Source organism: Mycobacterium sp. IDUB_5 (assembly GCF_055419565.1).
Genome location: NZ_JBVAXX010000003.1, coordinates 131,004 through 153,367, shown reverse-complemented (window position 1 = coordinate 153,367; position 22,364 = coordinate 131,004). Strand labels below are relative to the sequence as shown.

Sequence of the window (22,364 nt, the reverse complement as noted above, 5' to 3'; positions counted from 1 at the left end):
GGACTAGAAAAATTCACAAGGCCAGATCTACGCAAGGTCTTCCACAGAGGCGGATTCGTTGCGGGACAGGTTGATTCCGAGGTTGGCAGCAGCACGCTCCAGGTCCTCGTCGTCGCCGTCTCGCATTTCGATCGCCGCGCCGTCCGAAGACAGCACCTCAACGTTCAAGCAGAGCGACTGCAGCTCCTTGAGAAGCACCTTGAACGACTCCGGAATGCCCGGCTCGGGGATGTTCTCGCCCTTGACGATGGCCTCGTAGACCTTGACGCGACCGACCGTGTCGTCGGACTTGATCGTCAAGAGCTCCTGCAGCGTGTAGGCAGCGCCGTAGGCCTGCATGGCCCAGCACTCCATCTCACCGAATCGCTGACCACCGAATTGCGCCTTACCACCCAGCGGCTGCTGCGTGATCATCGAGTACGGACCGGTGGAGCGGGCGTGGATCTTGTCGTCGACGAGGTGGTGCAGCTTCAGGATGTACATGTAGCCGACCGTCACCGGGTACGGGAACGGTTCGCCACTGCGACCATCGAACAACTGTGACTTGCCCTCGGCGTTGACCATCACGTCACCGTCGCGGTTCGGCAGCGTCGAGCCCAGCAGGCCCTCCAGCTCGCCCTCGCGGGCACCGTCGAACACCGGGGTGGCCACGATGGAATCGGCCGGGGCCGACTGCATGCCCTCGGGCAGATTGGCCGCCCACTCCGGGCTTCCCTCGATGTTCCAGCCGGCCTTGGCCACCCACCCGAGGTGGGTTTCCAGAATCTGGCCGATGTTCATACGACGCGGCACACCGTGGGTGTTCAGGATGATGTCCACCGGGGTGCCGTCCGGCATGAACGGCATGTCCTCGACGGGCAGGATCTTGCCGATGACGCCCTTGTTGCCGTGGCGTCCGGCGAGCTTGTCGCCGTCGGAGATCTTGCGCTTCTGGGCCACGTAGACGCGGACCAGCTCGTTGACACCGGCCGGCAGCTCGTCGTCGTCCTCACGGGAGAAGACGCGGATGCCGATGACCTTGCCGGACTCACCGTGGGGCACCTTGAGCGACGTGTCGCGAACCTCGCGGGCCTTCTCGCCGAAGATGGCGCGCAGCAGGCGCTCCTCGGGAGTCAGCTCGGTCTCGCCCTTCGGCGTGACCTTGCCGACGAGGATGTCGCCGTCGCGGACCTCGGCGCCGATGCGGATGATGCCGCGCTCGTCGAGATCGGCCAGCACCTCATCGGAGACGTTCGGGATGTCCCGGGTGATCTCCTCGGCGCCCAGCTTGGTGTCGCGGGCATCGATCTCGTGCTCCTCGATGTGGATCGAGGTCAGCACGTCCTCTTCGACCAGACGGTTGGAGAGGATGATCGCGTCCTCGTAGTTGTGCCCTTCCCACGGCATGACGGCGACGAGCAGGTTCTTGCCCAGTGCCATCTCACCGTTCTCGGTGCACGGACCGTCGGCGAGGACCTGACCTGCCTCGACACGCTGCCCGGCGTCCACGATCGGGCGCTGGTTGGCGCACGTGCCGTGGTTGGAACGGGCGAACTTGCGCATCCGGTAGGTGTGCCGGGAACCGTCGTCGGCCATCACGGTGATGTAGTCGGCCGACACCTCTTCGATGACGCCCGCCTTCTCGGCGACGATGACGTCACCGGCGTCGATGGCGGCGCGCAGCTCCATACCGGTGCCGACCAGCGGGGCCTCGCTGCGGACCAGCGGAACGGCCTGGCGCTGCATGTTGGCACCCATCAGGGCACGGTTGGCGTCGTCGTGCTCGAGGAACGGGATCATCGCCGTCGCGACCGACACCATCTGGCGCGGCGAGACGTCCATGTAGTCGACCTCGGCCGCCGAGACGAACTCGACCTCGCCGCCCTTGCGTCGGACCAGGATTCGCTCCTCTTCGAAGCGTCCGTCACCGTCGAGCGGCGAGTTGGCCTGCGCCACGACGTGGCGGTCCTCCTCGTCGGCGGTCAGGTAATCGATCTGGTCGGTGACCCGGCCGTCGATGACCTTGCGGTAGGGCGTCTCGATGAAGCCGAACGGGTTGACCCGCGCGTACACCGACAGCGAACCGATCAGGCCGATGTTCGGGCCTTCCGGGGTCTCGATCGGGCACATGCGGCCGTAGTGGCTGGAGTGCACGTCGCGGACCTCGAGGCCGGCGCGCTCACGGGACAGACCGCCGGGGCCCAGCGCCGACAGGCGGCGCTTGTGGGTCAGACCCGACAGCGGGTTGTTCTGGTCCATGAACTGGCTCAGCTGGCTGGTGCCGAAGAACTCCTTGATCGCCGCCACGACGGGACGGATGTTGATCAGGGTCTGCGGCGTGATCGCCTCGACGTCCTGAGTCGTCATGCGCTCACGCACGACGCGCTCCATACGCGACAGGCCGACCCGGATCTGGTTCTGGATCAGCTCGCCGACGGTACGCAGACGACGGTTGCCGAAGTGGTCGATGTCGTCCACCTCGACCGGCACCTCGACACCGCCGGGCACCGTCATCGTGGTCTGGCCGTCGTGCAGACGGACCAGGTACTCGATGGTCGCGACGACGTCCTCTTCGGTCAGCGTCGAGCTGGTGATCGGCTTGCCTGCGTTGAGGCCCAGCTTCTTGTTGACCTTGTAGCGGCCCACGCGGGCCAGGTCGTAGCGCTTCTCCTTGAAGAACAGGTTCTCCAGCAGGGTCTGCGCGGACTCCTTGGTCGGGGGCTCGCCCGGCCGCAGCTTCCGGTAGATGTCGAGCAGCGCCTCGTCGGTGCCGGCGGTGTTGTCCTTCTCCAGCGTGCCCATCATGATCTCGGAGAAGCCGAAACGCTCGGTGATCTGCTCGTTGGTCCAGCCCAGCGCCTTCAGCAGCACGGTGACCGGCTGGCGGCGCTTGCGGTCGATGCGCACACCGACGGTGTCGCGCTTGTCGACGTCGAACTCCAGCCACGCGCCGCGGCCGGGGATCACCTTGACGCTGTGCAGCGTCTTCTCGGTGGACTTGTCGATCGTCTCGTCGAAGTACACGCCCGGCGAGCGGACCAGCTGGCTCACCACGACACGCTCGGTGCCGTTGATGATGAAGGTGCCCTTCTCCGTCATCATCGGGAAGTCACCCATGAACACCGTCTGGCTCTTGATCTCGCCGGTGTTGTTGTTGATGAACTCGGCCGTGACGAACAGCGGAGCCGCGTACGTCATGTCCTTGTCTTTGCACTCGTCGACGGGTGCCTTGACCTCGTCGAAGCGTGGGTCGGAGAAGGACAGCGACATCGAACCCGAGAAGTCCTCGATCGGGGACAGCTCCTCGAGAACCTCCTGCAGACCACCCTTGGGGTCCACATCGCCGCGGTCGACGGCACGCTGGAACCAGTCCTGCGCGCCGATCAGCCACTCGAACGATTCGGTTTGGACGTCGAGCAGCCCGGGAACCTCGAGAGGCTCGCGGAGTTTCGCGAAGGAAATTCTGTTTGGTGCTCCGGGAACGGAGTTGTTGGTTACTGACTCGATCTGGCGGGACCCTGCCAAGATGCATCCTTCCAGCACCTCATGCGACCGTGGAGACCGGAGGAGACCGGACCATCGTGCCGCGATTCTGCGTCGGTTCGGCTGGCTCCACGAGCCGCCTCCGGCGCACGGCACGCGTCGAGATCGCTGAGCAGAACTCAGGCTTCGACTACGTGGGCGGTGCGGATGAGGTGGGCAGGATGCAGCCAGCGCAACGTCCAACGATAGCGCAGGACGGGCTATTCCTCAACATCCAGGCACAGATCGCATGCTGTGAAGGCTTGGTCGCTGGCTGGCGTCCTCATCCCGTGCAAACATGCTGGCCAATAGATTGGCCCGGTTTCGCTGTTCCGTCAAGAGACAACGCGGTGTTTGGGAGTAATTGGAACATCAGATCGTCACGGTGCGCACGCGCCGGGGCGACGACGAGGTCAACTGATCCCACCACCAGCCGGTGACGACGCTCCACGCCGAGGCGTCGCTGTCGTAGAGCCGGTCGGTGTGGGTGCCGTCGAGCATGTCGTTGATCCAGCCCGCGGCGAGCACCTTGTTCGCCATCACGTCCAGCGGCGACGAGTGCCCCATCGCCAGGTAGGCGAAGTACTGCACGATCGGCGCGGTGGTCTGCATACCGTCGGCGTGCGACCCGTCCCGGAACGTGACGCCGGTGAACATGCCGGGCCGGACGGCGCTGAGCTTGCGGTTCGTGTCGCCGTACCAGTTCCAGGAGCTGGGCCCGGCCGCGATGTTGTACACGGGGATCGATGTCGGGATCGCGGCGATGTCCTGGCTCATGTAGCTGAGCGTGCCGACCCCGTCGAACATGATCAGTCCGGCCAGATCGTCGGCGTTGCCGGTCTGGACCATGTATCTCCCGACCATCGCCACCAGGCCGCCACCTGCCGAGTGCCCGGCCAGCACGACCCGGTCGGGCAGCACCCCGTCGTACCCGGCGGCGTGTGCGCTGGCCGTCAGCGCCGCGCGGTCACCGGCGAACAGGGCCGCGATCGCTCGACCGGTGCTCGGCCATTCGAGCGGGTAGTTCTCGACGTCGAATGGATTCCACGTCAGCGACGGCACCACGACGATGCTGTCGGTCTTCTCGGCCAGATATGCCGCGGTCGCACTGTAGAACGATGCGTTGGCCAGGAAGCCGTGCTGCAGGTAGATCAACCCGGCGGGGGTGTCGGTGTCGGGGAAGTACCAGTCGGCGGGGACGTCCTTGTGGCCGCCGATGGTCAGCGTCGACGATTCGACCCGGACAGTGCTGCCGAACGGCGCGCGGACCGGGCCGGCAAAGAACTGCATGGTGTCGGTGTAGAAGTCGTAGAACTTCTTGCCGATGGTGTTGAGGACGTCGAGCAGGGTCGTCGTCTGCGCCGGCGGCGCGTCGGCGGCAGCCAGGCGCATGACCATGGCCCCGTCCGGCGCGCCCAGATCGGTCTCTATGCCGGTGGCGAACATGCTCGGACGCACGAGACGCCGGGGCTGCGCGACGGTTTCGGACGACGATGGTTCGGACGACGATGTCTCGACGACGGGCGTCACGGTGGGTTCATCGGACGGTTCGGCCTCGTCGGTAGCACCGGCGTCCTCGGATGCGACGGATTCCGTGTCGGGCTCCGGCGCACGGTGTCTACCGCCGCCGAACAGGTCCCGCAAGGGTGTGCGCACCGGCTTGTCGATCGCGGACTCCTCGGGGGCCGCTGTGTCCGGTGGGGTCACCTCGGGTTGCGACACGTCGGGCTCGGGCTTGTCCGACCCGGGCTCGCCCTGGTCTGGCTTCTCCGGTTCTGGCTTGTACGATTCCGTCCGGTGCGGCTTCACCCCGAATGTACGGTCCCGTTTCGTCACCGGCTTCGAAGTCACCGTCTTCGAAGTCACCGTCTTGGCCTGCGACGCTTCATCCCCGCCGCCGGCATTCGACGACGCCTGGGTGCCCGTGCCCGACGACGATGCATCGTCGGCTGCCGCGACACCCGCGCTCGTCAGCATCGCAGCTGACATTCCCCCCGCTAAAACGCCTGCCCCAACCCAGACCCGATAGCGGTCGACCATTATTCTCCTGTGTCAGAAAGCGCTGAGAAACCGCGTTTCTGTGCCCTAAGTGCGATTTTCCGCACGGCAACGCGATTCTGGCAAACTGTATAACCACCGCGGCGGAGCCGCAAGACAACGATCGATGAAAACTTGACGGGCGCCAAGAGACGGCGCCGAACAGGCCTGATTCAGAGCGCGCGACAGCGACTCACGCCAGGTTGAGGGGGCGCCCGCAGAGCGGGCGGGACATCAGCGGTTCTCGCCGCCGACGGGGATCCGACCGGTGGGTGCGTCGTCCTCGTCACGGCGCGAGGACGACTCCGCGTCGTAATCGCGGGCCGAGTTGTTGTTCGAGCCGTCCAGGTCGGCGCGGATGGCTTCCTGGGCGGCCGGAGGCAGGGTGTGCATGATCTCGCGCACCCGGGCCTGGCGACGGCCCACAGCCTTGCGCTCGGGCATGCCAGGGGTCGCCATCACCTGCGGCGGAACGCCCTCGATCTCCTCGGTGCCACCGTCATGGTGACCCGCGTCGACCATGGCCTGCTCCTCGGCCATCGTCGACTCGTCCTTCTCCTCCGACATACCGATCGGGCCGATCCGTCGACCGTTGAGGAACTGCTTGACCACCGGCTCATCGCTGGTCAGCAGCACTTCGCGGGGACCGAACATCACCAGGTGCTTGCGGAACAGCATGCCCATGTTGTCGGGCACCGTGCGGGCGATGTTGATGTTGTGCGTGACGATCAGGATCGTGCAGTCGATCTGGGCGTTGATGTCGATCAGCAACTGCGACAGGTACGCCGTACGCACCGGATCCAGACCAGAGTCCGGCTCGTCGCACAGGATGATCTGTGGGTCCAGCACCAGCGAGCGGGCCAGGCCGGCGCGCTTGCGCATACCGCCGGAGATCTCGCCCGGGAACTTGTCCTCGTCACCGCCCAGACCCACCAGGTCCAGCTTCTCCATCACGATCTGACGGATCTCGGATTCCTTCTTCTTCGTGTGCTCACGAAGCGGGAACGCCGTGTTGTCGTACAGGCTCATCGATCCGAACAGCGCGCCGTCCTGGAACATGACACCGAACAGCGTGCGGATCTCGTAGAGCTCCTTGGCCGAGCACTCGATGATGTTCGTGCCGTCGACGATGATCTTGCCGCGCTCCGGGCGCAGCAGACCGATCAGCGACTTCAGGAACACCGACTTACCGGTACCCGACGGGCCCAGCAGAACGCTCACCTCGCCGGCGGGCAGATCGAACGTGACGTCTTCCCAGATTCGCTGTGAGCCGAAGGACTTCGTCAACCCCTCGACCTGGATACCAATACCCACGCGAATTCCTCTCGCCAATCCAGCATCTGCTCGCCACGGATCCCCGCTTGTGGCTTGAGTCACCATAACCTACCGGTCACACGGCCGGGGCCGGACCGGGCCCGAACGTAGCGCGGGGCTGGTCTGTTTGCCAGACCAGCCCCACGACTGACGTCACCGTCAGAACGACGGCTCCGGAATACCTCTTACTACTTGACCGACACCGATGCGCCGGCGGCCTCGAGCTTGGCCTTGGCGTCCTCGGCGGCCTCCTTGGTGACCTTCTCGAGCAGCGGCTTGGGGGCGCTGTCGACCAGATCCTTGGCTTCCTTGAGGCCCAGGCCGGACACGATCTCGCGGACGACCTTGATGACGCCGATCTTCTTCTCGCCGGCACCTTCGAGGATGACGTCGAATTCCGACTGCTCCTCGGCGGCCTCGGCGGGGGCACCACCGGCGGGGCCGGCAGCGGCGACGGCGACCGGCGCCGCAGCGGTGACCTCGAAGGTCTCCTCGAACGCCTTCACGAACTCGCTCAGCTCGAGCAGGGTGAGCTCCTTGAACGCGTCGAGCAGCTCTTCAGTGGACAGCTTGGCCATGATGGTCCTTCCTTCGTTACTTCTTGATGTCAGTGGTGTGTGCCGAGCAGCCGTCAGGCCGCTTCCTCGGCGGCCTTCTTTTCCTGCAGTGCGGCAGCCAAACGTGCGACCTGCGACGCCGGAGCGTTGAACAGACCGGCAGCCTTGGTCAGATTGCCCTTCATCGCGCCGGCCAGCTTGGCCAGCAGCACCTCGCGCGACTCGAGGTCCGCGATGCGGTTGACCTCGTCGACGGACAGCGCGCGGCCGTCCATGTAGCCGCCCTTGATGACCAGCGCCTTGTTGTCCTTGGCGAAGGTCTTGATCGCTTTGGCGGCGTCGACGGCCTCTCCCTTGACGAACGCGATCGCGGTGGGACCGGCGAACAGTTCGTCGAGGCCTTCGATGCCTGCCTCTGCCGCCGCACGCTTGACCAAGGTGTTCTTGGCAACGGTGTAGGTGGCGGAGTCGCCGAGCGAACGGCGCAGCTGCGCGAGGTTGGCGACCGTCAGTCCGCGGTATTCGGTGACGAGCGTCGCCGTCGCCTCCTTGAACTGTTCGGCGATGTCGGCGACCGCGGTGGCCTTTTCAGCCTTGGCCATGCATGCCTCCTCGTGGTGGGTGTACGGATGTCCCGTCGAGGAGCGCCGGCCGGACGCAGGAGAGAAGGTCTTGTGACGTCGTGAAACGACGAACGCCCCGACGCAGACAGGTCGGGGCGCACACATGTGAGGTACGTGCCTCGTCCTCCTGCGTGGGCCGCCGGGTGAAACCCGGACCTTCAACCATGTGACTGGTGACCGACGGTCTTCGGTGGAACCCGGCAAGAATAGCCTGCTGCGCCCCGATCAGCCAAAACGGCCGAGAGCGGCGGCGCCGATCAGCCCGGCGTCACCTCCCAGGTGGGCCGGCACCACCTCCAGGCCGCGGAGAAAACTCAACCCCGCGTACCGGTGCAGCGCCGCCCGCAGCGGGTCGAACAGCAGCTCCCCGGCGCGGGCCACACCGCCGCCGATGACCACGCGATCCAGGTCGCACACGGCGCCGACAGAGGCGATCATCCGGGCCAGCGCGTCGGCACCGCGACCGAATGCCTGCACGGCTACCGGGTCACCCCGCCGCGCGTCCTCGGCCAGCTCCTTCGCGCCGGCCTCAGGTGGGGCCTGCCATCCGCGCTCGCGCGCCCACCGCGCCAGCCACGGGCCGGCTGCGACTGTCTCGACGCAGCCGTGCCCACCGCATGTGCACGGAGCGCCGTCCGGTTCCACCACCACGTGACCGACGTGGCCGGCGTTGCCGGTCCGTCCGTGACACGGCGCGCCGTCGAGAACGAGGCCGCCGCCGACGCCGGTCGAGACGACCATGCCGAGCAGGAATCGGGCTCCCACGGCCGCTCCTCGCCACTGCTCCCCCAGCGCCATGCACAATCCGTCACCGCCGAGACGCACGGTCGCGCCCGTGCGCTGCGCCACCCGCGCAACGATCGGAAAGCGTTGCCAGGCAACGATGTTGATAGGACTGACGGTGCCAGCCGGGACGTCGATCGGTCCGGCGGACGCAATGCCGACGGCGTCCACATCGCCACCGGCGGCGGCCAGGGCATCGACGAGCAGGGCGTCTGCGACGGCCCAGACCGCCTCGGCGTCGGCGCGCGGGGTCGGCAGTTCCGCGCGGTATCGCAGCGCACCGGAGTCGTCGACCAGTCCGACCGCGAGCTTCGTGCCGCCGACGTCGAGGGCGAGCGTGACCATCAGGTCGTCCTTTCTTCAGTGCGTGGCCCGGCGCAACCGCTCGCCGACCGCGGCCACAGCCTCGGCCACCTCGGGCGACCCGAGGACCTCGAACTCGGCGTCGACCATCGCGAGGTAGGGAACCATCTGCCGGGGATCGTCGGCACCTGCGGTGACGATGGTGGCGTCGGGGCCGTCGGCTTCGACGTTCACCGAGCCGGGCGGGAAGCACGGGGCGACGGTGTCGACGGGTGCGTGGTAGCGGACCCGGGCCACGTACCGGTAGGGCGATGTGCTGATGGATCGGCGCACGTAGGCGGCCGCGTCGGGGGCGTCGCGTGCGGTGAACGTGGTGCCGACGGCCGCGACGTCGGACATGCGGTCCAGCCGCAGGCTTCGCCAGTCTTCCCGGTCACGGTCGTAGGCGAGCAGGTACCAGCGGCGTCCCGTGGTCACCAGCTGGTAGGGCTCCAGGCGGCGTCGCGTCGCGGTGCCGCCGCGGTCCACGTAGCCGGCGGTGACGTGCTCGCGGTCCCGGCTGGCCCGCGCGAGTGTCATCAGGACGTCGGGTTCGACGACGGATTCGGGTGCGCCCGACGTCAGCGTGACCGTGGCCTCGTGGACCGCGGAGACCTGGGAACGCAACCGCCGCGGCATCACCTGGTCGAGCTTGCTGAGCGCCCGCAGTGCCGACTCGCCGACCCCGGCGACGCTGCCGCCGGCCGCGAGCCGCAGGCAGACCGCCATCGCGACCGCCTCGTCCGGGTCCAGCAGCAGCGGCGGCAGCGCGGCGCCGGCGCCCAGTTGGTATCCGCCACCGTGTCCCCTGCTGGCGGCGACGGGATAGCCGAGCTCGCGCAGCCGTTCGATGTCGCGGCGAACGCTGCGGGTGGTGACGTTAAGCCGGGCGGCCAGCTCCTCCCCCGACCACACCCGTCGTGACTGCAGTAGGCCGAGGAGCTGCAGAACGCGGCTGGTCGTCTCGGACATCTCGTCAGCGTGCCAGATTCTGCGGACCGAAACTGTCCTATGAGGCGGGCGCTAACGTAGTCACGTGGCTACAGACAGCAGCACGCAGAGGGAGGCCGGTGCGCGCATCCGGCCCGTCCTGCTCTCCCATGCCGCGGATCTGTTCGCCGAGCGCGGACCGGCGGCCACGAGCCTGCGCGACATCGCCGAGCGCTCGAACATCAACGCTGGACTCATTTTTCGCCATATCGGCAATAAGGACGCCGTGGTGGCGGCGACGTTGGATCATCTCGCCGAGGAGCTGGACGCGGCTCGCTCGACGGCGGCGGGTCCGCACGATGTCGAAGCTCTGGCCCAGCGCAACTGGACGGTGATCGCCAGGGCGTTGCTCGATGGTTTCGACGTCGGGCGGATGCAGCACCGGTTCCCGAATGTGGAGCAATTGATCGCTGTCGCCCGGGATCGTCTCGGAGATGACCAGGCTGCACGGGTGGCCACCGCCGATGCACTCGCGCTGCAGCTGGGATGGCGCCTGTTCGGACCGTTCTTGAAAGTGGCGACGGGCCTGGAGGACGGGCCGCCCGCCACCGTCCCGAACGCCGGCCCGCTGGCCGACCAGCTCGCCGACCCCCGGGGACTTCAGCGTGAGCGCAGCAGCGACACGGAGAGCCAGCCCGCCGATACGAGGAAGTAGAGCGCGCCGAAGGCGGCATAGGGCGCGATGTCGGCGACGCTCGGAACACTCTGGCCGCCCGCTTTGACGAGGAACATGACGCCCGCGGCCGCGGATTGCACGCCGCTGATCACCAGAAACCATCGCCCCCCGACCCCCGTGCCGCGGCGCACGGTGGTGGCGACGAGCAGCAGGCCGGACAGGACCGCCCACACGCCGAACACGGCCAGAACGGCGTTCATGCCCAGGGTGAGCGCCCCGCCGACAGCCGCCGTGGTCACGACGCTGACGAGGACATTGACCAGGTGGGTGGGGTTGCGCCGGAGACCGCCCGCGCGCCGGGCGTCGGCGATGTTGGCGAGCGCATCCCAGGCCGGATAACCGACCAGCAGGACGCCGGACAGAACGGGCGACATCGGGCCGACGGCCAGGGCTGTGGCCACCCACGCCAGCGATACGGCGCCGCGCACCGCGTAGTACCCCCGCAGCCACGAAGCTGTATCCGCGGTGCGGCGTGCGTCGAGCGTCGTTCCGGTCATGATTTCTCCTCAGAGTGTAGTCAATCGACTACACAAGTGTAGTCACACGACTACACCCACCGAAACTGTGAGACCGTCTGGTTTCAGGACCGGAACAGTCCTGAATGGGTGCGATGCTGACGCCATGGACGTCACCGACGAACTGATCGACCAACTCGACCTGCACTGGCGGTCGCAGCTGCGGCCGCGGCTGACCGGGCTCACCGACGACGAGTACTACTGGCAACCGGTCCAGGACTGCTGGACGGTGCACCGCGACGGCCGCGTCGACTTCGCCGCCCCGCCTCCGGATCCCGAACCGTTCACCACGATCGCGTGGCGGCTGGCGCACGTGATCGTCGGAGTGCTGGCGATGCGCAGTCACTCGCACTTCGGGGGACCGCCCGCGGACTATGACTCCTGGCCCTACGCCACCGACGCCGCGACCGCGCTCGCCCAACTCGACGACGAGTACGACCGCTGGCTGCGCGGTGTCCGCAGCCTCGACGCCGACGCCCTGGAACGCCCGTGCGGACCGGCCGAAGGCCCGTACGGCGAGCGCCCGATGATCACGCTGGTACTGCACATCAACCGAGAGATGATCCACCACGGTGCCGAAATCGCTTGCATCCGTGATCTTTACGCACACACCAACCTTCGCGCACAAAACAAGGAGAAGTGACAAATGCCCGGACTCCCCCCACCCGCCACCGGCGAACGCCAGAGCCTGATCGAATTCCTCCGGTTCAACCAGAATGCGTTCTTCTCGGTGACCCACGGTCTGACCGACGAACAGGCCCGGGCAACGCCCTCGGCGAGCGCGCTGTCGGTCGGCGGCTTGGTCAAGCATGCCGCCGGCGTGCAGCGCGGCTGGCTCGCACGTGTCCTCGCGGCGCCCGACTTCCCCGCCCCCGACCCGCGGCCCATCGAGGAGCAGATGGCCGAGCACGCCGACCAGCACGTGATGCGCGACGACGAGACGTTGACCGAGCTGCTCGACGACTTGCGCAGCGTCAGCGACGACGTGCTGGCGGCGTTCGCCGAGAAAGACCTCGACACTCCCGTCCCGGTGCCCCATCAGGTGCCGTGGTTCCCCAGCGACGTGGATTTCTGGACCGTGCGCTGGGTGGGATTCCACCTCATCGAGGAGCTGACCCGGCACGCGGGTCACGCCGACATCATCCGCGAAACCTGCGATGGCGCAACGATGTACGAGTTGATGGCCGCCCACGAGGAATGGCCGGAGACCGACTTCATCAAGCGCTGGCGCCCAGCTGGCTGAGCCTCAGCGCAGCACGAGGGCGAGCGCGTGGTCGACGACGGCGTCGAGATCGTCGCCGAGGCGCCCGGCCAGCCACTGCTGCGCCAGCTCGGCCATCGCGCCGGCGTACAGCGCGGCCGCCACCTGCGCGGCCACCGGGTCGGAACCCGGGTGTAGTCGCCACCCCTCCGAGAGCACCGCCTCCCGCAGCAGGTCCTGGGTGGCGGCCCGGCGAGCGGCGAGTACCGGGTTGGCCCGGGCGTCGGTGAACAGCACCCGGCCCCGGCGCGGATCACTGGAGCTGAACTCGAGCACCGCGGCCATCCCGGCGCGGGTGCGGGCAGACAGGGATGCGCCCGCTGTGGTCATCGCGGCGTCGACCGCGGAGGTCAGCCCGACGCTGACCCGGTCGTAGACGGCGCCGAGAAGGGCGTCGACGTCGGCGAAACTCTCGTAGAAGTAGCGCGAGTTCAGGCCGCTCTCCCGGCATACGGACCGCACCGAGAGCGCCTGCTCACCGCCCTCCCCGAAGATGCGGTAGGCGGCGTCGACCAGCAGCTCCCGTCGCTCGGCGCGGCGGTCGACCAGCGGGACGCCCGCCCATCTCGTGGGAGTCGACACCCGATAAGGGTAGGCCGCCGCAGATCTGGTCACAACCGTATCCAGAAGCTAAACTGGGCACACCCGTGACCAGGAGGACCAGATGTTCCTGCCGCACCAGCTGATCGGCCAGGTGCTCGACCGTCGCTTCGACCAGGACGTCCGCCGCCACTTCTTCAAGGGAATGGAGTTCGCGACCCCCGCGGGAGATCCGGGCTGGTTCGGCCCGGACAGCGCCGTGTGGCACGTGCACTCGCACACCCACGCGCTGATCTTCGGGCTGCAGTGCGCCGCGTTCCTCGAGCGTCTCGACCCCTCCATCTATTGGATGGGCGTCCATCACTCCCGACTGGTTCGAGACGACACCCGCGATGACCCGATGCCCCAGATCGATCCCAAGGGCGCACTCACCCGGCTCGGACACTCGGTCGCCTTCTTCATCGGCACGGCCTACGGCTCGACCGAGACCGCCGAGCGCCTGGCCACCACCGTGGCTTCCATGCACCACACGATCAAGGGCACCCGGCCCGACGGTGCGCGTTACGACGCCGACGACCCCGAATGGTTGCGCTGGAACTACGCGACGGTCGCCTGGGGCATCGCCACCGCGCACGAGCTCTACCATCCGAATCCATTGCGCGGCAAGAAGATCGACCGCTACTACGGTGAGTTCGTGCGCGTCGGGCACGCGCTGGGCGGCACCGATCTGCCCACCACGAAAGCCGACACGCTGGACTGCCTGAAGTCCTATCTGCCCAAGCTCGCGGTCACCTACGGCACCGCCATGGCGACCGGGCCGAACCTGCCGCTGCCGCAGGCCGCCCTGAACTGGGCCGTTCGCGACACCATGCCGTCCTGGGCCAAGGGACTGATCCAGCACCGCGACCCCAACATCGTCGAGCGCACCGCCCGGCGCGCTCTCGTGTGGTCCATCATCAACGGCGTCTCCGCCGCCTCCGGCGCGATGCCGGAGTTCACCCAGGCGAAAGCACGGGTGGCCGCGGGCTCACAGACAGAGCAGCCTGTGACCCGGGGCACACACATTTTCGAGCGTGCAGGCTCCTTTGAGACACTGCAGGGATGAGTACAACGCGGAACACACAGCACCGCGAGGTAGCCAAGCTCGATCGGGTGCCCCTGCCGGTCGAGGCAGCGCGCATCGGCGCGACTGGATGGCAGGTGACGCGCACCGGCGCCCGCGTGGTGGCGAAACTGCGCTCCCGCGGTTCGCTGCAGCAGAAGATCGTCAAGCAGATCCCCCAGGCCTTCGCTGACCTGGGCCCCACCTACGTCAAGTTCGGCCAGATCATCGCGTCCAGCCCCGGCGCGTTCGGTGAGCCCCTGAGCCGGGAGTTCCGCAGCCTCCTGGATCGCGTCCCGCCCGCCGACGCCGAAGCGGTGCACAAACTGTTCCGGGAAGAGCTGGGCGACGAGCCGACGAATCTGTTCGCCTCGTTCGACGAGAAGCCGTTCGCCTCCGCGTCGATCGCCCAGGTGCACTACGCGACGCTGCACAGCGGCGAAGAGGTCGTCGTGAAGATCCAGCGGCCGGGCATCCGCCGCCGCGTGGCCGCGGACCTGCAGATCCTCAAGCGGGGTGCCCGCATCGTCGAGATCGCCAAGCTCGGGCAGCGGCTCTCCGCGCAGGACGTCGTGGCCGATTTCGCCGACAACCTGGCCGAGGAGCTGGATTTCCGGCTGGAGGCGCAGTCGATGGACGCCTGGGTGGCCCACATGCACGCCTCCCCGCTCGGCAAGAACATTCGGGTGCCGCAGGTCTACTGGGACCTCACCAGCGAGCGGGTGCTGACCATGGAACGCGTCTCGGGTACTCGCATCGACGACGTGGCCGCGATCCGCGAGAAGGGTTTCGACGGCACCGAGCTGGTCAAGGCGCTGCTGTTCAGCCTGTTCGAGGGCGGGCTCCGGCACGGCCTGTTCCATGGCGATCTCCACGCCGGCAATCTCTCCGTCGACGACGACGGCAGGATCGTGTTCTTCGACTTCGGCATCATGGGCCGCATCGATCCGCGGACCCGGTGGCTGCTGCGCGAGCTGGTGTACGCGCTGCTCGTCAAGAAGGACCACGCTGCGGCCGGCAAGATCGTCGTGCTGATGGGTGCGGTTGGCACGGTCAAGCCCGAGGCCCAGGCGGCCAAGGATCTCGAGAAGTTCGCCACCCCGTTGACGATGACGTCGCTGGGTGACCTCAGCTATGCCGAGATAGGTAAGCAGCTCTCCACGCTCGCCGAGGCTTACGACGTGAAATTGCCCCGCGAGCTGGTGCTCATCGGGAAGCAGTTCCTCTACGTCGAGCGCTACATGAAGCTGCTGGCGCCGAGCTGGCAGATGATGAGCGACCCGGCGCTGACGGGTTACTTCGCGAACTTCATGGTCGAAGTGTCCCGGGAGCATGACCAGGAGCTGGACGCCTGATGCAGGTGCGCAGTGGCACCGCGCCGTCCGGCGAGATCGACATCCACTACGAGGACATGGGCGACCCGGGCGACCCGGCGGTCCTGCTGATCATGGGGCTGGGTGCGCAGATGATCTTCTGGCGCACCGAGTTCTGCGAGAAGTTGGTCAACCAGGGCCTGCGCGTGGTCCGCTTCGACAATCGCGACTGCGGGCTGTCGGGCAAGCTGCGCGGCCAGCGCTCTGGGGCCCCGCTGCCGTTCAGCATGGCGCGCTCGTTCCTCGGCATCGCGAGCCCGGCGCCCTACCGGCTCGAGGACATGGCCGACGACACCGCCGCGCTGGCCGACCATCTGGGCATCGAGCGCGCACACGTCGTCGGGGCGTCGATGGGCGGCATGATCGCGCAGGTGTTCGCCGCGCGCCACGCCGACCGCACCCGGTCGCTGGGCGTGATCTTCTCGAGCAACAACCAGCCGGCGCTCCCGCCGCCCGGGCCGCAGCAACTGCTCGCGATCCTGTCCAAGCCGTCGGGCACGGGGCGCGACGCGATCGTCGACAACGCGGTCAAGGTCAGCAAGATCATCGGCAGCCCGGGATACCCCCGGTCCGACGATGCGCTGCGCGCCGAGGCCATCGAGGGCTTCGACCGCTCCTATTGCCCGGCGGGGATCGGCAGACAGTTCTCGGCGATCCTGGGCAGCGGCAGCCTGCGCCACTACAACCGCGCGACCACCGCACCCACGGTCGTGATCCACGGCACCGCCGACAAGTTGATGCGCCCGTCGGGCGGCCGCGCGATCGCCCGCGCGATCCCCGACGCCCGACTGGTCCTGCTCGACGGCATGGGCCATGAGCTGCCCGAACCCCTGTGGGACGACATCGTCGGGGAGCTGAAGACGACGTTCGCGCAGGCGCGCTGATAAGACGCTGAAGCTCCGGGCACGTCAATTCGGGCGATTCGGGACCTGCCGGGGAGACCACGTAACATGCCTGACGGACATGCGTGACCGCCGTTTCAGGAGATCCTCTTCGGGCAGCATGCCCAGGAAGCCACGCTCATGGCCTCGAATAAGAAAAACCTGACTCCCCACTTCGACGACGTCCAGGCGCACTACGACCTGTCCGACGAGTTCTTCCGCCTGTTCCTCGACCCGTCGCAGATGTACAGCTGCGCGTACTTCGAGCGCGAGGACATGACGCTGGAAGAGGCGCAGCGCGCCAAGGTCGATCTGGCGCTCGGCAAGCTCGGTCTCGAGCCCGGCATGACGCTGCTCGACGTCGGCTGCGGCTGGGGTTACACGATGATGCGCGCGATCGAGCTCTACGACGTGAACGTCATCGGCCTGACGCTCAGCGAGAACCAGAAGGCACACGTGGAGCGCACGTTCGCCGCGTCGCAGAGCCCCCGCACCAAGGAGATCCGCCTCGAGGGCTGGGAGAGCTTCGACCAGCCGGTGGACCGCATCGTCTCCATCGGGGCGTTCGAGCACTTCGGCAAGGACCGCTGGGACGACTTCTTCACCACCGCCTACAAGGTGCTGCCCGACGACGGTGTGATGCTGCTGCACACCATCACCGCGCTGACGATCCCGCAGATGATCGAACGCGGCATTCCGCTGACCTTCTCGGTCGCCCGGTTCATCAAGTTCATCCTCACGGAGATCTTCCCGGGCGGGTACCTGCCGACGATCGAGCTGGTCGGTGAGTATGCCGGCAAGGCGGGCTTCACGTTGACTCGCGAGCAGTCGCTGCAGCCGCACTACGCGCGCACCCTGGACCACTGGGCGGCCGCGTTGGAGGCGCACAAGGACGAGGCGATCGCCGTGCAGTCCGAAGAGGTCTACGACCGCTACATGCACTACCTCACCGGCTGTGCCGATTCGTTCCGCAAGGGCTACACCGACGTCAACCAGTTCACGTTGGTCAAGAAGCCCTGAGCGGATTGGCCCGTGCAGACGCCGACCCGATAGGCTGATCGCCCAAGAGAGCGTGTTTACCGCTAGGCCGTGCACTGTTTGGGTACGGTCGGGACACCATCGCGATGTCGCATCGGGCGGGGGCCCACGAAATTGAGGACGAACAAGCGCATGTCTGACAACTCCACCGGCACGAAGGATCTGACCCCTCATTTCGAGGACATCCAGGCCCACTACGACCTGTCGGACGACTTCTTCGGTGTGTTCCAGGACCCCACCCGCAAGTACAGCTGTGCGTACTTCACCGGTCCCAACGCAACGCTGTCGGAAGGCCAGATCGCCAACGTCGATCAGCATCTGGATCGGCTCGACCTCAAGCCGGGGATGACGCTGCTCGAGGTCGGCTGCGGTTGGGGGCTGACGCTGCAGCGAGCGATGGAGAAATACGACGTCAACGTCATCGGCCTGACGCTGAGCAAGAACCAGAAGGCCTACTGCGATCAGTTGCTGTCGAGGCTGGACACCGAGCGCACGTTCGACGTGCGCCTGGAGGGCTGGGAGCAGTTCCACTCCCCCGTCGACCGCATCGTGTCCATCGAGGCCATCGAGCACTTCGGCTTCGACCGTTTCGACGATTTCTTCAAGTCGTGCTTCGACATCCTGCCCGAGGACGGCCGGATGACGATCCAGAGCAGCTGCGGCTACCACCCCTACGATCTGCAGGCCCGCGGCAAGAAGCTCACCTTCGAGCTCGCCCGCTTCGCGAAGTTCATGGCCGAGGTGATCTTCCCAGGTGGCCGCATCCCGTCGACGAAGATGCTGGTGGAGCACGGCGAGAAAGCCGGTTTCACGGTGCCCGAGACGCTGTCGCTACGGAACCACTACATCAAAACGCTCGGCATCTGGGCCGCTCGCCTCGAGCAGCACAAGGACGAGGCTATCGCCGCGGCCGGTGAGCAGAGCTACAACGACTACATGCGCTACCTGACCGGTTGCCAGTACTACTACGTCGACGAAGCGCTCGACGTCAGCCTCGTCACCTACCTGAAGCCGGGTGCCGCGGCCGTCTGAGCCCCTTCCCTTTTCACTGATGACGGCGCGGTTGCCCGTCACCGGTGTTATGTTGCTGGCAGGGGCTCCTCGACCACCGCATCAGGGTTCGATGTGGGGGACAACTCGGATCTCCGGCTGATGCCGCTCACCTGTCGTTCGTGGGGGACGACGGCTGCGCCTTCGGCCGGGCTCGTCGGTGGTCGAGGAGCTTTTCAGCACCCCCTACATACCGAAAAGTCCCCCACGCCGAAGCGCGGGGGACTCTTGCTGGATTCGGCTGGCGCCTACTCCTCCGTGCCCATGGTCGGATTCGGCTGGCGCCTACTCCTCCGTGCCGATGGTCGGATTCGGCTGGCGCCTACTCCTCCGTGAAGTTGCGGGTCACCGCCGGGTCCACCGGGATGCCGGGGCCGGTGGTGGTCGAGACGACGACCTTCTTCAGGTAGCGGCCCTTCGAGGAGGACGGCTTGGCGCGCAGGATCTCGTCCAGCGCGGCGCCGTAGTTCTCCACCAGCGACTTCTCGTCGAACGACGCCTTTCCGATGATGAAGTGCAGGTTGGCCTGCTTGTCCACGCGGAAGTTGATCTTGCCGCCCTTGATGTCGTTGACGGCCTTGGTGACGTCCGGGGTGACGGTGCCGGTCTTGGGGTTCGGCATCAGGCCGCGGGGCCCGAGGATGCGTGCGATGCGGCCGACCTTGGCCATCTGGTCGGGGGTGGCGATCGCGGCGTCGAAGTCGAGGAACCCGCCCTGGATCTTCTCGATCAGGTCGTCGCTGCCGACGACGTCGGCGCCGGCGGCCAGCGCCTGCTCGGCCTTGTCGCCGACGGCGAACACCGCGACGCGGGCCGTCTTACCGGTGCCGTGCGGCAGGTTGACGGTGCCGCGCACCATCTGGTCGGCCTTGCGAGGATCGACGCCCAGGCGGATCGCGACCTCGACGGTGGCGTCCTGCTTCTTCGACGACGTGTCCTTGGCCAGCTTCGCGGCCTCGAGCGGCGTGTAGAGCCGGGTCTTGTCGACCTTCTCGGCGGCTTCCTTGTAGGCCTTGCTGTTCTTGCTCATTGATGTCTCCTTGATTCAGAGGTCGTGGTTGCGAGCCGAAGCGGGCTCTCCCACAGGGGTGGTCTTATTCGACCGTGATACCCATGGACCGGGCCGTACCGGCGATGATCTTCGCGGCCTGATCGATGTCGTTGGCGTTGAGATCTTCCTTCTTGGTCTCGGCGATCTCGCGCACCTGATCCCAGGTCACCTTGGCGACCTTGGTCTTGTGCGGCTCACCGGAACCCTTCTGCACGCCGGCAGCCTTGAGCAGCAGCTTGGCCGCAGGCGGCGTCTTCAGCGCGAACGTGAAGGTGCGGTCCTCGTAGACGGTGATCTCCACGGGGATGACGTTGCCGCGCTGCGACTCGGTCGCCGCGTTGTACGCCTTGCAGAACTCCATGATGTTGACGCCGTGCTGGCCGAGCGCGGGACCGACCGGCGGGGCGGGGTTGGCCTGCCCGGCCTGGATCTGCAGCTTGATCAGCCCGGAGACCTTCTTCTTCGGGGGCATGGTTGTGCTGTCCTTCTTCTATCTCGTGGGCGTCCTCACGACCGAGGGGCCCGGCTTAAATCTTGGCGACCTGGTTGAAGGTCAGTTCGACCGGTGTCTCACGACCGAAGATCGACACCAGCACCTTGAGCTTCTGCTGTTCGGCGTTGACCTCGCTGATCGATGCCGGCAGCGTCGCGAACGGCCCGTCCATGACGGTGACGGACTCGCCGACCTCGAAGTCGACCAGGATCTCGGGACGCTCCATCGATGCCTCGGACGATGCCGCCGACGTCGACGCAGCCTTGCCGGGCTTCTTAGCCGCTGCCGGGGGCAGCAGGAACTTCACCACGTCGTCGAGCGACAGCGGCGAGGGCCGCGACGTCGCGCCGACGAAGCCGGTGACACCGGGGGTGTTCCGCACGGCGCCCCACGACTCGTCGTTGAGCTCCATGCGCACCAGGATGTAGCCGGGTAGCACCTTGCGGTTGACCTGCTTGCGCTGGCCGTTCTTGATCTCGGTGACCTCTTCGGTGGGCACCTCGACCTGGAAGATGTAGTCGCCGACGTCCAGGTTCTGCACGCGGGTCTCGAGGTTGGCCTTCACCTTGTTCTCGTACCCGGCGTAGGAGTGGATCACGTACCAGTCGCCCGGCTTGAGACGCAGCTCCTTCTTCAGCGCGACCGCGGGGTCTTCGTCTTCCTCGACAACCGGTGCTTCGTCGGCTTCAGGGGCCTCGGCGGGGGTTTCGTCGGCCGCATCCAGGGGCGCGTCCTCGACGGCTTCGGCCGGGCTGGTCTCCTCGAGATGCTCGGCGGCCTCGTCGGCGATCACCACTGCCGGATCGGCCTCTTCGGCGCGCGCCTCGGACACGCTCGCGGCAGTCTCGCCGTCGAAGCTGGTCACGTGTCAGTCCTCTCTACAGATGTATTGCGTCGGGGTGGGGTGACCGTGCAGGTCAGCCGAACACCAACGTCACGAGCTTGGCCAGGCCCAGGTCCACTCCGCCGATCAGCGCCACCATGAAGACCAGGAACACCAGCACCACGGTGGTGTAGCTGACCATCTGCTTGCGGTTCGGCCAGATGACCTTGCGCAGCTCGGCGACAACTTCCTTCAGGTAGTTGAGGACGAAGAGGATGGGATTGCGCGACGGCCCGTCCTTGGCCTTCCTCGCCGTCTTCTTCTTCGCCTTCGGGCCCTTGCCGTCGTCCTTGCCGCCCGACCCGTCGGCCTCGGGTGCCGCGTCGATGTCGGAGGTGTCATCGGCAGTGCCATTGCCATCCGCCGCCCGGCGCGACCGCTTGCCCGTCGGTCGCAGCGGGCGGTTCACGACCGCGGTCTGCGCTCGTGCGTCACCGCCGTCGGTCTCCGCGCCGCTGTCGGTGCCTGCCGAGCTGGCACCGTCGCGCTCGTCGCTCACCGCGTGCTCCCTCGTGATCGGTCGTCATGGGTCCCGGTTCGCGGGCCCCTCCAGTCCAGTATCCAGACCGGCCGGTCCCACGTATCGAGTATTCAGTTGAGCAGGGGCGACAGGACTTGAACCTGCAACCTGCGGTTTTGGAGACCGCTGCTCTGCCAGTTGAGCTACGCCCCTAGACGGGTTCCCTGTAGGGCCCACACAATTTGCGCGCTCCCCGTGCGGTGACACAAGCCCCGACGGACAGCGCGCTCAACTGGGAAAACCCCGAGGACCGAGTGTAGCGCGCCGCGGGTCGGAGTTACTAATCCGTCGCCGGCTCCGCGCCCAGCGAGTCATCGGAGGTGTCGTGTGTGACGGGCTTGCGCACCACCTGGCCCGTCTCGGGATCCCACCCCGCCGAGATGGAGTTGTCACCTTCGTGGCCCATCAGGGTGGTGAAGGACTCCATCACGATCTCGCCGTCCGGATCGGTGAGGACGTTGCGGGTGGTGACGATGTCGGCGCCGAACCGTTCGTCGACGCTCTGGATGTACATCGTCCCGTTGAGCGCGTCGCCGGCCCTGATCGGACGGTGGAACAGGAACTTCTGATCGACCTGCACGATCTGCATGGTCGCCAGGCCCACGTCGACGTGCTGGAAGAAGTGGTTCTGGATCATCACCGCGAAGATCGACATGAACGTCGGCGGGGCGATCAACGAATCGTGCCCGAGCTCGGCGGCGGCCTTCTCGTCCAGAGTGGCGGGATCGGTGGCCTTCACGGACTTGGCGTACTGGCGGACCTGTTCGCGGCCCACCAGGAAGGTGTCGGGGTACTTCCAGACCATCCCGCGGATGTCGGTTTTGAGTGCCATGA

General features: G+C 66.8%; 22 protein-coding genes and 1 tRNA gene. 8 read left to right on the top strand and 15 right to left on the bottom strand.

What is annotated here, in order from left to right; translation table 11 throughout:
• Nucleotides 1-27: 27 nt before the first annotated feature.
• The 7 genes from rpoB to ACZY1G_RS09985 form a co-directional block, all read right to left on the bottom strand.
• Complete coding sequence (gene rpoB, locus ACZY1G_RS10015; RefSeq protein ID WP_463814132.1) at nucleotides 28-3,522, bottom strand: DNA-directed RNA polymerase subunit beta; 3,495 nt, start codon at nucleotides 3,520-3,522, stop codon at nucleotides 28-30.
• A 351-nt stretch (nucleotides 3,523-3,873) separates the two neighbouring features.
• Nucleotides 3,874-5,478, bottom strand: coding sequence for an alpha/beta hydrolase (locus ACZY1G_RS10010; protein WP_463822310.1), 1,605 nt, complete (start codon nucleotides 5,476-5,478; stop codon nucleotides 3,874-3,876).
• 294 nt (nucleotides 5,479-5,772) lie between these two features.
• Complete coding sequence (locus ACZY1G_RS10005) at nucleotides 5,773-6,852, bottom strand: ABC transporter ATP-binding protein (RefSeq protein WP_463814130.1); 1,080 nt, start codon at nucleotides 6,850-6,852, stop codon at nucleotides 5,773-5,775.
• Between the two features lie 188 nt (nucleotides 6,853-7,040).
• The gene (gene rplL / locus ACZY1G_RS10000) at nucleotides 7,041-7,430 is read right to left on the bottom strand and encodes a 50S ribosomal protein L7/L12 (protein ID WP_046361092.1); all 390 of its coding nucleotides are present in this window, start codon (nucleotides 7,428-7,430) and stop codon (nucleotides 7,041-7,043) included.
• Nucleotides 7,431-7,483: 53 nt separating this feature from the next.
• Complete coding sequence (rplJ, locus tag ACZY1G_RS09995) at nucleotides 7,484-8,011, bottom strand: 50S ribosomal protein L10 (protein WP_463814129.1); 528 nt, start codon at nucleotides 8,009-8,011, stop codon at nucleotides 7,484-7,486.
• A 246-nt stretch (nucleotides 8,012-8,257) separates the two neighbouring features.
• Nucleotides 8,258-9,160, bottom strand: a complete 903-nt coding sequence (locus ACZY1G_RS09990; RefSeq protein ID WP_463814128.1) for an ROK family protein — start codon at nucleotides 9,158-9,160, stop codon at nucleotides 8,258-8,260.
• Nucleotides 9,161-9,175: 15 nt separating this feature from the next.
• Nucleotides 9,176-10,129: a helix-turn-helix transcriptional regulator gene (locus tag ACZY1G_RS09985; protein ID WP_463822309.1), complete on the bottom strand. Its 954-nt coding sequence runs from the start codon at nucleotides 10,127-10,129 to the stop codon at nucleotides 9,176-9,178.
• Nucleotides 10,130-10,193: 64 nt separating this feature from the next.
• Here ACZY1G_RS09985 and ACZY1G_RS09980 point away from each other — a divergent pair, with 64 nt between their 5' ends.
• Nucleotides 10,194-10,802: a TetR/AcrR family transcriptional regulator gene (locus ACZY1G_RS09980; protein WP_463822308.1), complete on the top strand. Its 609-nt coding sequence runs from the start codon at nucleotides 10,194-10,196 to the stop codon at nucleotides 10,800-10,802.
• Here ACZY1G_RS09980 and ACZY1G_RS09975 read toward each other — a convergent pair.
• Complete coding sequence (locus ACZY1G_RS09975) at nucleotides 10,748-11,320, bottom strand: DUF308 domain-containing protein (protein WP_463814125.1); 573 nt, start codon at nucleotides 11,318-11,320, stop codon at nucleotides 10,748-10,750. The genes ACZY1G_RS09980 and ACZY1G_RS09975 overlap by 55 nt on opposite strands.
• A 124-nt stretch (nucleotides 11,321-11,444) precedes the next feature.
• Between ACZY1G_RS09975 and ACZY1G_RS09970 the strand changes: the two genes are divergently transcribed.
• On the top strand, nucleotides 11,445-11,981 hold the full coding sequence (locus tag ACZY1G_RS09970) for a DinB family protein (RefSeq protein WP_463814124.1): 537 nt from the start codon (nucleotides 11,445-11,447) through the stop codon (nucleotides 11,979-11,981).
• A gap of 3 nt (nucleotides 11,982-11,984) precedes the next feature.
• Complete coding sequence (locus ACZY1G_RS09965; protein ID WP_463814123.1) at nucleotides 11,985-12,581, top strand: DinB family protein; 597 nt, start codon at nucleotides 11,985-11,987, stop codon at nucleotides 12,579-12,581.
• A 3-nt stretch (nucleotides 12,582-12,584) separates the two neighbouring features.
• Here the strand turns inward: ACZY1G_RS09965 and ACZY1G_RS09960 are convergent, their stop codons facing one another.
• On the bottom strand, nucleotides 12,585-13,181 hold the full coding sequence (locus ACZY1G_RS09960) for a TetR/AcrR family transcriptional regulator (RefSeq protein ID WP_463822307.1): 597 nt from the start codon (nucleotides 13,179-13,181) through the stop codon (nucleotides 12,585-12,587).
• 82 nt (nucleotides 13,182-13,263) lie between these two features.
• On the opposite strand from ACZY1G_RS09960, the gene ACZY1G_RS09955 reads away from it, so the two are divergent.
• The 5 genes from ACZY1G_RS09955 to ACZY1G_RS09935 all read left to right on the top strand — a co-directional run bounded on the left by ACZY1G_RS09955 (nucleotide 13,264) and on the right by ACZY1G_RS09935 (nucleotide 18,565).
• Nucleotides 13,264-14,244 carry an oxygenase MpaB family protein gene (locus ACZY1G_RS09955; protein WP_463814121.1) on the top strand — a complete coding sequence of 327 codons (981 nt, stop codon included), beginning with the start codon at nucleotides 13,264-13,266 and terminating at the stop codon, nucleotides 14,242-14,244.
• Nucleotides 14,241-15,596, top strand: a complete 1,356-nt coding sequence (locus ACZY1G_RS09950; RefSeq protein ID WP_463822306.1) for an ABC1 kinase family protein — start codon at nucleotides 14,241-14,243, stop codon at nucleotides 15,594-15,596. The genes ACZY1G_RS09955 and ACZY1G_RS09950 overlap by 4 nt, the downstream gene beginning before the upstream one ends.
• Complete coding sequence (locus ACZY1G_RS09945; protein WP_463822305.1) at nucleotides 15,596-16,498, top strand: alpha/beta fold hydrolase; 903 nt, start codon at nucleotides 15,596-15,598, stop codon at nucleotides 16,496-16,498. The genes ACZY1G_RS09950 and ACZY1G_RS09945 overlap by 1 nt, the downstream gene beginning before the upstream one ends.
• Nucleotides 16,499-16,636: 138 nt before the next feature.
• Nucleotides 16,637-17,515 carry a cyclopropane mycolic acid synthase family methyltransferase gene (locus tag ACZY1G_RS09940; protein WP_463814118.1) on the top strand — a complete coding sequence of 293 codons (879 nt, stop codon included), beginning with the start codon at nucleotides 16,637-16,639 and terminating at the stop codon, nucleotides 17,513-17,515.
• A 150-nt stretch (nucleotides 17,516-17,665) separates the two neighbouring features.
• Nucleotides 17,666-18,565, top strand: coding sequence for a cyclopropane mycolic acid synthase family methyltransferase (locus tag ACZY1G_RS09935; RefSeq protein WP_463814117.1), 900 nt, complete (start codon nucleotides 17,666-17,668; stop codon nucleotides 18,563-18,565).
• A gap of 340 nt (nucleotides 18,566-18,905) precedes the next feature.
• Here the strand turns inward: ACZY1G_RS09935 and rplA are convergent, their stop codons facing one another.
• From rplA to hadC, 6 genes are all read right to left on the bottom strand, one after another.
• Nucleotides 18,906-19,613 carry a 50S ribosomal protein L1 gene (rplA, locus tag ACZY1G_RS09930; RefSeq protein WP_463814116.1) on the bottom strand — a complete coding sequence of 236 codons (708 nt, stop codon included), beginning with the start codon at nucleotides 19,611-19,613 and terminating at the stop codon, nucleotides 18,906-18,908.
• 64 nt (nucleotides 19,614-19,677) lie between these two features.
• Nucleotides 19,678-20,106: a 50S ribosomal protein L11 gene (rplK, locus tag ACZY1G_RS09925; RefSeq protein ID WP_046361080.1), complete on the bottom strand. Its 429-nt coding sequence runs from the start codon at nucleotides 20,104-20,106 to the stop codon at nucleotides 19,678-19,680.
• 55 nt (nucleotides 20,107-20,161) lie between these two features.
• Nucleotides 20,162-20,851 (bottom strand): transcription termination/antitermination protein NusG, encoded by a 690-nt coding sequence (gene nusG / locus ACZY1G_RS09920; protein ID WP_463814856.1) that lies wholly within the window; start codon nucleotides 20,849-20,851, stop codon nucleotides 20,162-20,164.
• A gap of 193 nt (nucleotides 20,852-21,044) precedes the next feature.
• The gene (gene secE, locus ACZY1G_RS09915; protein WP_463822304.1) at nucleotides 21,045-21,509 is read right to left on the bottom strand and encodes a preprotein translocase subunit SecE; all 465 of its coding nucleotides are present in this window, start codon (nucleotides 21,507-21,509) and stop codon (nucleotides 21,045-21,047) included.
• Between the two features lie 101 nt (nucleotides 21,510-21,610).
• Nucleotides 21,611-21,683, bottom strand: a tRNA-Trp gene (locus ACZY1G_RS09910).
• Between the two features lie 127 nt (nucleotides 21,684-21,810).
• Nucleotides 21,811-22,362: a (3R)-hydroxyacyl-ACP dehydratase subunit HadC gene (hadC, locus tag ACZY1G_RS09905; RefSeq protein WP_463822303.1), complete on the bottom strand. Its 552-nt coding sequence runs from the start codon at nucleotides 22,360-22,362 to the stop codon at nucleotides 21,811-21,813.
• Nucleotides 22,363-22,364: the final 2 nt, after the last annotated feature.

Excerpts from the sequence above, each read along its gene's own strand:
- ACZY1G_RS10010 (WP_463822310.1), bottom strand. The coding sequence starts at position 5,478 with ATGCTGACGAGCGCGGGTGTCGCGGCAGCCGACGATGCATCGTCGTCG.
- rplL (WP_046361092.1), bottom strand. The coding sequence starts at position 7,430 with ATGGCCAAGCTGTCCACTGAAGAGCTGCTCGACGCGTTCAAGGAGCTC.
- rplJ (WP_463814129.1), bottom strand. The coding sequence starts at position 8,011 with ATGGCCAAGGCTGAAAAGGCCACCGCGGTCGCCGACATCGCCGAACAG.
- ACZY1G_RS09990 (WP_463814128.1), bottom strand. The coding sequence starts at position 9,160 with ATGGTCACGCTCGCCCTCGACGTCGGCGGCACGAAGCTCGCGGTCGGA.
- ACZY1G_RS09985 (WP_463822309.1), bottom strand. The coding sequence starts at position 10,129 with ATGTCCGAGACGACCAGCCGCGTTCTGCAGCTCCTCGGCCTACTGCAG.
- ACZY1G_RS09975 (WP_463814125.1), bottom strand. The coding sequence starts at position 11,320 with ATGACCGGAACGACGCTCGACGCACGCCGCACCGCGGATACAGCTTCG.
- ACZY1G_RS09970 (WP_463814124.1), top strand. The coding sequence starts at position 11,445 with ATGGACGTCACCGACGAACTGATCGACCAACTCGACCTGCACTGGCGG.
- ACZY1G_RS09965 (WP_463814123.1), top strand. The coding sequence starts at position 11,985 with ATGCCCGGACTCCCCCCACCCGCCACCGGCGAACGCCAGAGCCTGATC.
- ACZY1G_RS09955 (WP_463814121.1), top strand. The coding sequence starts at position 13,264 with ATGTTCCTGCCGCACCAGCTGATCGGCCAGGTGCTCGACCGTCGCTTC.
- ACZY1G_RS09950 (WP_463822306.1), top strand. The coding sequence starts at position 14,241 with ATGAGTACAACGCGGAACACACAGCACCGCGAGGTAGCCAAGCTCGAT.
- ACZY1G_RS09945 (WP_463822305.1), top strand. The coding sequence starts at position 15,596 with ATGCAGGTGCGCAGTGGCACCGCGCCGTCCGGCGAGATCGACATCCAC.
- ACZY1G_RS09940 (WP_463814118.1), top strand. The coding sequence starts at position 16,637 with ATGGCCTCGAATAAGAAAAACCTGACTCCCCACTTCGACGACGTCCAG.
- ACZY1G_RS09935 (WP_463814117.1), top strand. The coding sequence starts at position 17,666 with ATGTCTGACAACTCCACCGGCACGAAGGATCTGACCCCTCATTTCGAG.
- rplA (WP_463814116.1), bottom strand. The coding sequence starts at position 19,613 with ATGAGCAAGAACAGCAAGGCCTACAAGGAAGCCGCCGAGAAGGTCGAC.
- rplK (WP_046361080.1), bottom strand. The coding sequence starts at position 20,106 with ATGCCCCCGAAGAAGAAGGTCTCCGGGCTGATCAAGCTGCAGATCCAG.
- hadC (WP_463822303.1), bottom strand. The coding sequence starts at position 22,362 with ATGGCACTCAAAACCGACATCCGCGGGATGGTCTGGAAGTACCCCGAC.